General features: G+C 55.7%; 8 protein-coding genes, 1 tRNA gene and 1 pseudogene. 7 read left to right on the forward strand and 3 right to left on the reverse strand.

Annotation, left to right across the window (positions count from 1 at the left end):
- Window positions 1–77 precede the first annotated feature (77 nt).
- Entirely contained in the window at window positions 78–2,051 is a 1,974-nt protein-coding gene (locus HDF10_RS19450; protein ID WP_183816422.1) for a peptidylprolyl isomerase, read from the reverse strand.
- A gap of 353 nt (window positions 2,052–2,404) precedes the next feature.
- Between HDF10_RS19450 and HDF10_RS19455 the strand changes: the two genes are divergently transcribed.
- Window positions 2,405–4,900 carry an ABC transporter permease gene (locus HDF10_RS19455; protein WP_183816424.1) on the forward strand — a complete coding sequence of 832 codons (2,496 nt, stop codon included), beginning with the start codon at window positions 2,405–2,407 and terminating at the stop codon, window positions 4,898–4,900.
- A 111-nt stretch (window positions 4,901–5,011) separates the two neighbouring features.
- Here HDF10_RS19455 and HDF10_RS19460 read toward each other — a convergent pair whose 3' ends face one another.
- Window positions 5,012–5,401: an FtsB family cell division protein gene (locus tag HDF10_RS19460; RefSeq protein WP_183816425.1), complete on the reverse strand. Its 390-nt coding sequence runs from the start codon at window positions 5,399–5,401 to the stop codon at window positions 5,012–5,014.
- A gap of 414 nt (window positions 5,402–5,815) precedes the next feature.
- Here HDF10_RS19460 and HDF10_RS19465 point away from each other — a divergent pair, with 414 nt between their 5' ends.
- The 5 genes from HDF10_RS19465 to HDF10_RS19485 all read left to right on the forward strand — a co-directional run bounded on the left by HDF10_RS19465 (window position 5,816) and on the right by HDF10_RS19485 (window position 10,824).
- A complete protein-coding gene (locus tag HDF10_RS19465) occupies window positions 5,816–6,412 on the forward strand; it encodes a biotin transporter BioY (protein WP_183816426.1) in 597 nt (198 codons plus the stop codon).
- A gap of 97 nt (window positions 6,413–6,509) precedes the next feature.
- Window positions 6,510–7,364: a menaquinone biosynthesis family protein gene (locus HDF10_RS19470; protein WP_183816427.1), complete on the forward strand. Its 855-nt coding sequence runs from the start codon at window positions 6,510–6,512 to the stop codon at window positions 7,362–7,364.
- 184 nt (window positions 7,365–7,548) lie between these two features.
- Window positions 7,549–7,624: transfer RNA gene (locus HDF10_RS19475), tRNA-Lys, on the forward strand.
- 957 nt (window positions 7,625–8,581) lie between these two features.
- The gene (locus tag HDF10_RS19480; protein ID WP_183816428.1) at window positions 8,582–9,049 is read left to right on the forward strand and encodes an energy transducer TonB; all 468 of its coding nucleotides are present in this window, start codon (window positions 8,582–8,584) and stop codon (window positions 9,047–9,049) included.
- Between the two features lie 332 nt (window positions 9,050–9,381).
- Window positions 9,382–10,824 (forward strand): DUF4932 domain-containing protein, encoded by a 1,443-nt coding sequence (locus tag HDF10_RS19485; protein WP_183816429.1) that lies wholly within the window; start codon window positions 9,382–9,384, stop codon window positions 10,822–10,824.
- Between the two features lie 655 nt (window positions 10,825–11,479).
- On the opposite strand, the pseudogene HDF10_RS21500 reads toward HDF10_RS19485, so the two are convergent.
- A pseudogene (locus HDF10_RS21500) lies at window positions 11,480–11,593 on the reverse strand (DUF3738 domain-containing protein); the annotation flags it as partial.
- Between the two features lie 275 nt (window positions 11,594–11,868).
- Between HDF10_RS21500 and HDF10_RS19495 the strand changes: the two are divergent.
- Window positions 11,869–12,318: a hypothetical protein gene (locus tag HDF10_RS19495; RefSeq protein WP_183816430.1), complete on the forward strand. Its 450-nt coding sequence runs from the start codon at window positions 11,869–11,871 to the stop codon at window positions 12,316–12,318.
- The last annotated feature ends 174 nt before the right edge of the window (window positions 12,319–12,492 follow it).

Genomic DNA, 12,492 nt, shown 5'->3' on the forward strand with positions numbered 1-12,492 from the left:
TGCCGTTCGGTGCAAAACGCAAAGATGCCCCAGGCCTTGATTTTCCTGGGGCATCTCTTACAGCATGGAGCGAGCGGTTAGTTGCCGGCGGGCAAACCCGGCTCAGCCTGCTTCTTCGAGAACCTGACCGCGCCGCCCTTCTCGTACTTCTGGGTCAACTCGCCGATATAGACGCGGAAGATCTCCTCCCGCTGATCGTTGAGCAGCTTGTCCTTGGTTGCGTTGAAGTTCTTCGCAATGTCGTCGGCCGTTGGCTCCTGCTTGTCGATCACGCTAAGCACAACTCCAACGCGCCCAGCATTGATCGGCCCTGAGATAGCACCCTTCGGCAGCGAGAACGCCACCGAACCTGCGCCGCTCATCGCACCGAGATCCGGCACCTGACCATCCTTGCCGACCAGATCGCTCGTCTTCAGCGGAACGTTCATCTCTGCAGCCGCCTTCTTCAGATCGTTCAGTACCTTCGCCCGATCATCCAATTTGTTCAACTGGGCGCTCAGCAACTGAGGCACCTGCTGCTCGCGATAGTCCTCGAGAATGTGAGACTTGTAATCCGCGAACTCGGGAGCATGAGCCGACTTCACGTCGGTCACCTGGAAGACAGCAAATCCATCGCCAGTAGCGACCGGAGCCGGGTCTGCGCCCTTCACCACCGAAAACGCCTGCGTCAGCAACGCCGAACCGTCCGCCAGTCCGGGAATAACACCGTCTTTGGCTACGAATTCTGTCGTCACCGCGTGCAGCCCCTTGGAAGCAGCAGCCTTCTCCAGACCATTCTTCTTCGCATCTGCAGCCAACGCCGAAGCGAAGGTCTGCTCCGCTGCGCCCGCCCTCTGCTGTTCGAGCACCGGCACGATCTCGGGCTTTACCTCTGCCAGTGGACGAAGATGCGCGGTCTTCTTCTCCTCCACCTGCAGGATGTGATAGCCAAACTGAGTTTTGACCAGATCCGAGGTCTGTCCGGGAGCCAGCGTAAATGCCGCCTTATCAAACTCCGGTACCGTCTTGCCGCGATCCAGCCAACCCAGCTCGCCACCCTGCGTCTTGCTGCCCGGGTCGTCCGAGTTCTTGCTTGCTAGATCCGCAAAGCTTCCGCCGCTCTTGATCTGCTTCAGAATGTCTTCGGCTTTCGCCTTTGCCGCGGCATCCGTCTTCGCATCAGAACCAGCAGGAACGGCGATCAGGATGTGGCGAACCTTCACCTGCTCCTTCACCTGATACTGGTCCTGATGCGCGTTGTAGTAGGCCAACACATCCGCATCCGAGATCTGCGGCTTCCCGCCAGGCAGATTCGACGTGTCGAACGAAACATACTCAATCTTTCGCGTCTCAGGAACGGCATTCGCATAACGCGCCGCGTTCGTCTTGAAGAACGCCTGCAGCTCCGAGTCCGATGGGTTGATCGTCTTGCGGACATCATCCGCCGAGATCACCGCGTAATCAAACTTCACCTTGGTCCCATCGACCTTGTAGGCTTCGCGCACCGCGTTGTCAGAGACCGAAACACCACCCGTGATCAGCGCCTGCAGGCGGTTCAGCTCCATGTCGCTCTTCACCTGCGACTCAAAGTCGCCGCGAGTCGTCTGGAATGCGCTCTGTACGAAGTTGATGTAGGCATCGTCGCCAATGTACTGGCCATTGGGAAACAGGTACTGTGCAAATGGTCCGGTCTGCAGCTCGCGACGCAGATCCTCATCGCTCACCTGCAGGTTCATCCTGTCAGCTTCATGCTTCAGGATCGCCCGCTGCACCAGAATCTGACCAGCACGCGGTAGGAAGTAGGGCAGCAACGCATCGGGAAAGTGCTGCTGCTGCAGCTGCCGGCTCGCCAGCTGGTTCACCTCAACCGTCTTGATCGGGGTGCTTTCACCAAAAATCCGCCCGATGGGCCCAGGCTGCTTGACCGTGGCGTAGACCGACGCATCGTTCGTCGTAGCGTTGTCAAAGATGCCGGGCACCAGCGTAATCACCATTGTGATCACTGCGAATCCAATGATGACGGCGAAGATAATCTTCGTGATGCGGTTGTCCTGCTGCAGAATACGAATCATGCTTGACTAAAACCTTCACTTCGCGCGAAAGCCGCTTCCCTGCTGGGAATTGGCTGCGTGCCCGGGATTTTGCGTGACCTTGCGGGGAGGTCTCTCGACCAACGCCACGCCGGTTGCAGGGCAAGCGACAAGTATAAATCACCAGCTATGGAAATTCACCCGCATCCGCGAAGGCCGTCCAGAACTCCACCCAATTCTGTGTCCATCTGCGGACATTCATTCCGATCGTGGACACCATACAGTTTTACCAACGCATGCATAACTCAATAAACCCCAAAAAACAGGATCTTCGTCCTATTCTCTCTGGCAAGACAATTGCTAACTCCCTCATAATCATCTCTCCGAGGACCCGCATGCGCTCTTTCTTTCAAGATCTGAAGATTGCAATTCGCCACCTCTCCAAGTCGCCCGGATTCGCTGCCACAGCCATTTTGATGCTGGCCTTAGCCATCGGCGCGACCACTGCAATCTTTTCTCTCGTCGAAGGCGTTCTTCTGAGGCCGCTTCCCTTTCCTGAGCCCAGCCGCCTCGTGGTTCTCTCAGACATCCTCAAAGGTCTGGACACCGGCAGCGGTAACAATGAAGCCGGTGTCACCGCACCCGATATCCGTAACTACACTCGCGACACCCACAGCTTCACCAGCCTTGGCGGTTACCACTCCACCAGCTACGAGCTCTCCGGCGCAGGCGAGCCCGCCAATGTCAACGCTACCCGCATGAGCAGTGGTGTCTTCCCCGCGCTTGCAGTACAGCCCCTCCTCGGTCGTTTCTTCACGCAGCAGGAGGACGATCAGCGTCAGCAGGTCCTGGTCCTCAGCTACGCCACCTGGCAGACCCGTTTTCAGGGCGACCCCAACATCCTCGGCCGAAAGGTCCTGCTTGATCGCAAGCCCTACCTCATCATCGGCGTCATGCCTCGCAACTTCGAGTTCCCCCTCGTCCCCGGTCATCTTAACCGCAGTGAGTTCTGGGTTCCCGTCAGCTTCGAAACGGAGGAGCTCGGCATCGGCGCAGCCTCGTGGAACTTTCAGATGGTTGGTCGCCTCAAACCGGGTGTAACAATCTCTCAGGCCATTGAGGACGCAAACCTTGTCGCCAAAGAGACTGTCCGGAACTACCCCGCGTTCATGGCCGGATTCAGCATCACGTCCATCATCAGGCCGCTCGACGAAGAGACCGTCGAAGAAGCACGCCCTCTCATTCGCACCCTCTTTCTCGCTGTTGCCGTCGTTCTTTTGATCGCGTGCGCGAACCTCGCCGGGCTCCTTCTGGTACGTTCCATCCGCCGCCGCCGCGAGATTGCCGTCCGTCTCGCGCTTGGCGCTACTGCGTCCACTCTGCTCTGGCAGGCCATCCTGGAAAGCCTCGTCCTGAGCGTAACCGGAGGCGTTCTGGGGCTCATTCTCGCCGCGATTGCTCTCCGCGTCGGCATTCAGGCGCTCCCCGAGACTCTGCCACGGATCAACGAGATTGGCCTCGACTGGCCGGTCGTCGCCTTTGCCCTGGGCCTTGCGGTCGTCACCGGCGTCCTCTGCGGTCTGGCACCGGCCTTCGCCGCCATCCGCACCAGCGTCAACGACACACTCAAAGAAGGCGGGCGAACCGGAACCTCTGGTGGAGGTCACGCAAGGCTTCGGTCAGCCCTGGTTATCTCAGAGATCGCCGTCGCGCTCGTCCTGCTAGCTGCGTCCGGACTTCTACTCCGCAGCTTCGAGAAGATGCGTCAAGTCGATCTTGGCTTTCAACCGGACCACACCCTCGTCGCGAACTACAGCCTCCCCAAAAAACAGTATGGAAACCAGACCGCAGTTAATGAGTTCAGTCACCAGCTTTTGGCGCGACTGCAGGCTCTTCCCGGAGTAAAAAGTGTAGGCCTTACCACCTTCTTGCCCGCAAGTGGCAATAACTCCAGCAGCGCCTTCGTCGCAGAAGGACATGTTCTGCCGGCTACTGCAGGAGGACTCGACCTCGGAACCTCGATCGCAGTCCAAGGCGACTACTTCCGCGCGATGGGGATTCCACTCCTCCAGGGCAGGCTCTTTACCGCTGACGACAACGCCAGTCAGCCGCCTGTTGTTATCGTCAATCACATGCTGGCCCAGCAGTCCTGGCCCAATCAAAACCCAATCGGCAAGAGGTTTCGTATCGGCACAGAGACGATGAAGACCCCTTGGGCGACGGTAGTCGGCGAAGTCGCGGACGTGAAGGAGAACTCACCCGATCTGCCCCTCAAGCAGCAGTACTACATGCCCGTCGAACAGCAGGAGGAGATGGCGGGATCGCTCGGCTCACCCACTGATATCAGTGGCGACGGCGGATACATTGCAGTGCGAACAGCGATGGCTCCCGAGCAGATGGAAAACCTCTTGCGCTCCACCGTGCACTCTATCGACCCGCAGCTTCCTCTCACTCAAGTGCAAAGCATGGAGCACGCCATCTCGGATACCGAGGCTCCCCGCCGCTTCAACACTGCGTTGATCTCAGCCTTCGCTGCGATCGCAGTCCTGCTGGCCGTGCTTGGCATCTACAGTGTCATCGCGTTCTCGGTCGCGCTGCGCGTTCAAGAGATGGCCATTCGCATCGCGCTTGGCTCCCAGCGTGCCGGCATCGTCCGCCTCGTCGTCACCTCGGGAGCGAAGCTCGCACTCTTCGGCTGCGCAATCGGTCTAGCCGGAGCCTTGGCCGCTTCTCGTCTGCTTCGGTCTTTCCTCTTTGGGGTGAGTGCCTTTGATCCTCTGGTCCTGACCATCGCGACACTCTCGCTCCTGCTGCTCGCCCTGGTCGCCTCTCTGCTTCCCGCCCGACGCGCAGCCTCTGTCGACCTGACCCAGGCACTACGCTCCGAGTAGCTCAAGGGCTCCGCCTCAGGTAAGCAAGAAGAAGACAGCTTAGAGGATGAAAGATAGGGAAAGTGTCTGGAAGTTGCAGCACTGCAAGACTAAGCAGCTAGATTCGTTCGTTCACTGCTTCGCGACACTCGCGGGACTTAATCCCGTGGGAGCAGGCATATACACGATCACCTCACCGGGCCGCGTGTAGTGCAGCTCTTCGCGGGCCTGGTGCTCAATCGCGTTCGGATCACTCTGCAGTCTGCCGACATGCCCCTTCAACAGATCGTTCTCGCGCTGCAGACTATGCAGCTGAACGTCCAAGCTCTGCGCGTCGTTACGCTTCTGCTGATATACCGTCAGCCCATTCTGCCCAAAGATGACGTGGTAACCCATCGCCACCGCAAGCACCGCTGCGGCTCCGGTAGCGACCTTCCGCCACCCCACCCGGCCCCGCTCATACAGACGCGCGATTGCTCCAGACCGTTTCGCCACCACGCCCGTTGTATTTAAACGAGTCATCTCACACCAAGTACAAACTTCTCACCCTTCAGCGTCAAGTGGAAAACCTGTTTCCCGCAGGCATGTACCTACTTCATACCGCCGCCTCCGCACTAGTCGAAACTCTATTTCATATCGCAGCAACGCGAAACCGAAAAACTGCACGAAGCGCAGCCGCCTTGTTATCCTTCTTGTGGAGCATGCAAATTCCTTTGCCATCTCGACGCGGCGTTTCCCTGCTCACAACACAGCGGCAATCGCATTCTTTTTTCTTTGGCTTACAATCAAAGAGCCGACATCGACTCTCTCACAAGCCTTAGCTGCATCTCAAAAGGCCACATAAACTCACCAGGCGACCATTTAAATTTCGAAACTACGGAATCAATACTGAAGCAAGCTCCTCACATCATCACCAGCACGAAAGGACCCTCCAGCATGCAATCCGCCACTTCGTCTCAACTCGGTCTCACCCACCGCACCGGATCGCTTCAAGAGTCCCTCTCCGGCAAAGTCATCCTTACCGTCGCGGCCAGCGCCTTCGTAGCGATCTGCGCTCACATCTCTCTCCCGCTTCCCTTTACTCCCGTACCACTCACCCTGCAGAACTTCGCCGTCATTTTGGTCGGCATGCTGCTCGGCCCGGTCGCCGGCTTCTCCGCGATGGTGCTTTATCTTGCCGAAGGGGCAATGGGCCTGCCCGTCTTCACCCCCCACAGTGTGGGGGGCGTCGCGCATCTGCTCGGCCCCAATGCGGGCTACCTCTTCTCCTATCCTCTTGCCGCTGCAACCGCCGGTTGGGCTGTCCGCGTCATGCAGCGCATTACCACACGCTTCCGCGCCGGCCTCGTTGCCGCCGCCGTTGCCAGCGCACCCATCTTTCTCCTCGGCGCAGGCTGGCTGGCTCATCTTCTCCACATCGGCACTGCAGCCACATGGACCATGGCCGTCGCCCCGTTCCTTCCCGGTGAAGTCGTAAAGATCACCGCTGCCGCCGGCATCTTCAGCTCACTTCAACGCTGGCGTCAGTCGTAACCCAAGCGATCAACCGCAAGCATCCACCCTCAGCGCAGAGCCCCATTCACTCCTTCTGCGCCTCTCACCTGCAATCAAGAACATCGAAGGAAGCATCATGACCACCACGAGCACTGCAATCCAGGAAATCAGCATCGCCCACAGCCCCGACTCCGACGACGCCTTTATGTTCTACGGCCTCGCCACCAATAAGGTTCGAGTCCCCGGCTTCAAGTTCACCCACACCCTCACCGACATCGAGACCCTCAATCATCGCGCCATCAACGAGGCCTTCTACGACGTCACCGCCATCTCCTTCCACGCCTACCCGTACCTGCAGGACACTTACACCCTCATGGCCTGCGGCGGCAGTGTTGGCGAAGGCTACGGTCCCATGATCGTCGCCCCCCGCAAGCTCTCTCTCGACGAGGTTAAGAAGACTCGCATCGCGGTCCCCGGCACTCTCACCACTGCTTACCTCACCCTCAAGCTCTTCGCTCCCGAGATCGAAACCGTAACCGTTCCCTTCGACAAGATCATTCCCGCTGTCGTCGCGGGCGAGTTTGATGCCGGCCTCATCATCCACGAAGGCCAACTCACCTACGCTAACGACGGCCTTATCAAGCTCCTCGATCTGGGCCAGTGGTGGCGCGAACAGACCAGCCTCCCACTCCCCCTCGGCGGCAACGCAATTCGTCGTTCTCTCGGAGCCGAGACCCTCCTTACTACCACCAATGCCCTGCGCGACAGCATCCAGCACGCCCTCGACAACCGCGAAGAGGCCCTGACCTACGCGATGCAGTTCGCCCGCGATCTGGACCCCACACTCGCCAATCGCTTCGTCGGCATGTACGTCAATGAACGCACGCTCAACTATGGGGAAGACGGCAAGGAAGCCATTCGCAAGCTGCTCGACATGGGTTACGATCGCGGCATCATCCCCCACCGCGCCAATGTAGACTTCGTCGGCTAACCGGAGATCTGCAGTTGGCCGAGCACCAACGCTCAGCGGAATTCTTTCCCATAACTCACAGTTTGCAGCGCCAGTTTTAGGCTGCAAGCTGTGTTATCTTTAATAAGTCGAGTGATTGAGTCCAGGCTGTAACACCCCATGCAAAGACTCTCGCCGATCTCCTCTCCAGGAGCAAAAACCAAAAGGACGCGTAGCTCAGTTGGTAGAGCATTCGACTCTTAATCGACTGGTCGTAGGTTCGATCCCTACCGCGTCCACCATTTCTTCCCTAGAATCAATAATTTAAACCATCCGCCGAAAGCATCTTTCCGCTAGCGTCATCGAGTGGCTGTTTTGGTGGCTGTTGGAAGATCAGTGAAGTTGCACTCTGGAAGAGCCCTTCATACAGCGTCGCCTTTTCGGCTCGCGTGTAACGCTGCACCGATGTGGGGAAGGTTAGCTCCCGTATCGGTGACGAGAAGCGCGTTTCCCGGGAGCTAAACTTCCGGCTCCGCAGATTTGCGCGGAGGCTCAGGAAATTGATGGCGGAGCCAAACGGCAACTGTGTACATGAAGAGGAATAGTGTTGGACCGGTTAGGACGAAGCGGTCAAATATCCATCGAGAAGTATCAATTGTGGAGCGCCAACTCGAAGGCGCAAAAAAGTGCTCAAAACGGGTCTCTCCGTATGCAGCCCCGAGAACGCTTTGATCTGTATTTGTACGAAAGGTCAATATGCGGAGCAGCAGCACTAGCCCTACTGGTGCCCAAGCCCATAGCAAGGGACGGCTAAAGACATTTTCTCGCCGATCTGACGGCTGAAAATTGAATTGACCCAACGACGAAGCTACTAGTTCCTTCAAGCGGTGGATCGGAATGAGTCCCAAAGCAAATCCATATGTCGCTATCAGGGGCAAATAGTAAGTCGGGATGAACATCGGGCGTGATAAAGCCGTTGTTGCGTTTCTGTGCAATGCCCACCAGACAACTGGATTGAGCAGATCCGCCAGTCTCCCTGCGACGAACATTCCTAATATGCAGCAGAACACGCACTTTGTTAGCCAGACGATCCGTTTCCAAAACATATTACGTTTTAGCACGGGTGCTATGGCCAACTCTCTATTTAGCTCTAAAGAGCCTGAAAAGTCGTGTAATGGGAAACTGACCGTCACTTGCCGAAAACCCCGTTTATCGGGGGTGGAGCGCCGTAGTGCATAATTCTTTGACGAGGACAGCTTGTGAATACGATCAAAGACAGCCGGACTCTGTGTTTACTGCTTCTTTTCTGGCTCATCGCAACGGGTGTAAGAGGGCAAGTTTCTCACTGTGGCGGGTTCACCTCCGTTCGGGAGAGGAAGGCACCGCTCTATCCGCCCATAGCTAAAGCAGCCCGGGTTCAGGAAATCGTGATCCTCATGCTGACCTTCGATCTCGACGGAAACGTAGTGAACACCGTGCTAGTAAGCGGACCGCCGATGCTAGTAGCTTCCGCCACGGCCTCCGCTCAGTCACTTGAGGTCAACCCCTACACAGGACCGAGAACATGTCCGTACGTGGTGACGTACAGACTTGCATCAGAAGGCGAAGACACTGAGTCTTATCCGCCGCCATCGGATATACAGCACGTAACCGTTATGGCAATCCCGTTGATTCTTTCTGACCCAGCCGTCTATATAAAGCGGCGGCGCTTTCTGGGAATCTTTTAAGAAGCTTCTTCTTCCTGCAAAGTCGGGTTTTCGGAAACTGACAACACTTGACGAAAACCCCGGTTTCCTGGAAGTTCGACGATCAGGGCTCAATGAGTGCATCGGCCTGATACCGCAGTTGAGAATCCATCCGCTCTACTCGTGAGCCACGATGAGATGATTTGCAGACCGTGAAGCCGCCTACAAAGGGACTACCAAACGGCTTTTACCAAGCGAATTCGTGAATGATGAAGGACATTTTCATGCGTGAAAGACGAAATGCGAAGCTTCCCCCGGATGACTGTACTGCCCTAGCTCATTTATAAAGAAAATCAATACCCGTGGAGGGATTCATGCTCAAGCGCTGTTGGCTCGCAGTCGTTCTTTTGCTTGTCGGCAATGTCTGGTGCCAGACACAGTCAAAAATGGCGACACCTCAGCCAAGGGTAGATGAGCGTGTCGAACTGTTGAGCATTGTCTTTCGACTAGCGGACAGCTTTGAATACAACATGAACACGCTTCCGGCCTATTCGTCAGACATTGATCGCTACTTCTTACCGTACAGAACCCATCCTGCCGTCCAGATGGCCCATAGGCTTGCAGATAAGAATGATGTAGGATTCGACGCCGTGATGGTTATGGCGATTTCCTTATCGCCACCTCCAGAACTGAACCCCTTGGTTCCCTTTACCGCGGATATTCCAGACAAGCGATGGGGGCCAGATGCAGAGAAGTTTCTGCCCCTGCTACGTGATTTCTACCGCGACACCAAGTTTGCGGACTTTTATGCGGCGCATCAAGCGATGTATCGACTGGCCGAGGAACGCTTTGCGACTACTTTGGGGACAGTGCATTTCGACTGGTATCCGCATTTTTATGGGAATGCTTCGGACCTTGCCTATCACCTCGTTCTGGGAATGGACAATGGGGGCGGAAACTATGGACCGAGACTCGTTCATTCAGATGGCCGCACGGATCTATTCTCGATCATCGGTTGTTGGACGCATGACGACGCCGGCGATCCAACCTATCCACCGGACAAGGGGTATCTCTCAACCATCATCCATGAATTCAACCATTCCTTTGTTAATCCGGCTGTGGCAGAGCACTGGAAGGAGTTCTCGGGTGCGGAGCAGATTTATACACATGTCGCGGCCCAAATGCAGCAAATGGCTTATGGTTCTGCACAAACGATGGTGGATGAGTCCCTGGTCCGTGCGGCGGTCATCATCTATTCTCAGGATGCTGGTGAGGACAGTCGTAAGAACTTGAAACGAATACACGAAGAGCAGCGAAACGGTTTTTTCTGGATGGATCGGCTGGTGGATAGCCTAAAGCGTTATGAGTCTGAGCGGGCGCAATATCCGACTTTTACTTCGTATATTCCGCAGATTGAATTGTTCTATAGTGAATTCGCGCCCCATGTTGCTTCTGAGGCCGCCGCATTCGACGCGAAATCCGCACATGTAACCAGCATGGAACCGTTTGCCAATCATGCGGAGAACGTGGATGCTTCCGCTACAACGATCACAATTACAGTGGACAAGCGCCTCGATCCGAGTGCAGGATATTCCATCAATAAGGGAATGGACGGCGATGAACATTTTCCCGTTACCGGCAAACCAACTTTCACGGCGGACGGCCTGCAGATTCTGTTGCCCGTGCAATTGAAGCCGAACCAGACATACAGTTTTGTACTTACGCCTATGGCATTTACGACGCTCGATGGTTATCCCCTTGCAAGCTACAGGGTCGAGTTCAAGACCCAAATAGCACATTTGCCCATTCCCCGGTGACGGCCGCATGGGCTGTGTCAGCAAGCGCCCAAGTACCTCTCTTTGGCTTCATAAGCCAAAGTTCTGAATCGGCCATTCGGAAGGGATTCAGCCGCAAATCTCAATGAGCGCATAATCGCCGATGCACTCATCGAGAACTTGTCAATCCCGAAAAGTCGGGCGGTGACTACCAAAATGCCCGATTTCCGGCTGCCCAAAGCTCTCTAAACGACGTACGTCCGACCAGTTACCGTTGTGATTCGCCCAGCTTTTCAGAAAATTCCTCTCGTACTCGGCAACTTACACTCGGCGATACGCGAGTCCCGCGTCGTTGCTCGTCAAGACCCTAAGCCTCAAGGTGCCTTCGTTGAAAACACTGATTGCAGCATGCGCGGTGGTCTCAATGGGTCGATGCAACACTCAGCTCAGACCCACATTCATCTGAAAACAAAAGCTAAAAGCGCTGGTGAAGATTAGATCAGCCGGAACCTTACCCTGGCTTCGGTTTTGCTACATCACCCAAACAGATTGATTCTTCAAAGTAAGCATTGGTAGAAATCAGATGATTAGATAGTGTTGCATCGACCGGTTGAGCTGGCACGACTTTGCGGCAACGACGATTTGGTTTAGCTCCAAGACCTTAGAGTGCAGGTGATGTCAGATGTGACGGTGCCCTTCAGTTTGCTGACGGGGGAGTCATTTGATCGATGACTATTACCCCTACAGGATTATTTCCAGTTCTGACTCTCAAACCCAGTTGCTCGCGCAAAGCCGTAATTAGAGGTGGCGGAGCGTCAAAGCTGTCAACTTCCGAAAACCCGACTTTTCAGGAAGTCAAGCCATACGCACCGTAGAATTCTGCATATGGCGCAGACTAGCCCGATACACTCGAAAATTCTCATAGACGCAGCCCGCAGAGTATTCGCGCCCATCGGGATGTTTCAGAGAGGCCGCTCTCGCCTTTGGCTTGGAGATCATGGATGGTGGTTGGACGTCGTGGAGTTCCAACCCAGCAGTTGGTCGAAGGGAAGCTACTTGAACGTCAGTTGCACGTGGCTCTGGAACGTGAAAGACCATATCTCATTCGATGTAGGAAATATCAGAGAGAGCAATTTCGAGGCGTTCGAGAATGAAGGTCAGTTCCGAGCAGTTGCTGAAGGACTCGCAGTTCGTGCGAAGGAGAAAGTGCTCCACTATCGCGCACTATTTCCGTCCATCGAGGCTGTGTCTAAGTTTTACCTCCGAAGGGAAGAAGAGCCAGGTGATGGTTGGCCAGCATTTCACGCCGCAGTAGCGCACGGCATTTGTGGAAGGAGTGATGCCGCAGTGAATTTGCTGGCCCGCTTTAGTTGCGAGTTGAACCCCGATGTTGAATGGCAGAGAAATGCCATGAAAGAGTCTGCTTACCTTGCATCGATCGTCAACAACACAGACCAATTCCGTCAGGCAATACTGGAGCGCGTCGTTCAAACGCGACAACTTCAGAAGCTTCCTCAATCACCCGTCAGCTTCTAGGAATTGACAGCTTTGTCTAGCTCCCGAAAATGTATGGTCCGCCGCCGGAATGCAAGGGAAAAGCGAAGAGCGAACGACAGGTCTGCGCAAATGTATTCGTCAATAAGGGCGAAGATGTTGTCAAGGGCAAAGATATCCTTCCCGTTGCCTGGAGCAACGCTCGGAGTCGAAGCT

It is taken from the genome of Tunturiibacter empetritectus, from assembly GCF_014201375.1.
GTDB classification, from domain to species: Bacteria; Acidobacteriota; Terriglobia; order Terriglobales; family Acidobacteriaceae; genus Edaphobacter; species Edaphobacter lichenicola_D.

What these genes read in the sequence shown, in the direction of transcription:
- HDF10_RS19485 (WP_183816429.1), top strand. Translation starts at nt 9,382, where the DNA reads ATGCTCAAGCGCTGTTGGCTCGCAGTCGTTCTTTTGCTTGTCGGCAAT.
- HDF10_RS19460 (WP_183816425.1), bottom strand. Translation starts at nt 5,401, where the DNA reads ATGACTCGTTTAAATACAACGGGCGTGGTGGCGAAACGGTCTGGAGCA.
- HDF10_RS19450 (WP_183816422.1), bottom strand. Translation starts at nt 2,051, where the DNA reads ATGATTCGTATTCTGCAGCAGGACAACCGCATCACGAAGATTATCTTC.
- HDF10_RS19470 (WP_183816427.1), top strand. Translation starts at nt 6,510, where the DNA reads ATGACCACCACGAGCACTGCAATCCAGGAAATCAGCATCGCCCACAGC.
- HDF10_RS19455 (WP_183816424.1), top strand. Translation starts at nt 2,405, where the DNA reads ATGCGCTCTTTCTTTCAAGATCTGAAGATTGCAATTCGCCACCTCTCC.
- HDF10_RS19465 (WP_183816426.1), top strand. Translation starts at nt 5,816, where the DNA reads ATGCAATCCGCCACTTCGTCTCAACTCGGTCTCACCCACCGCACCGGA.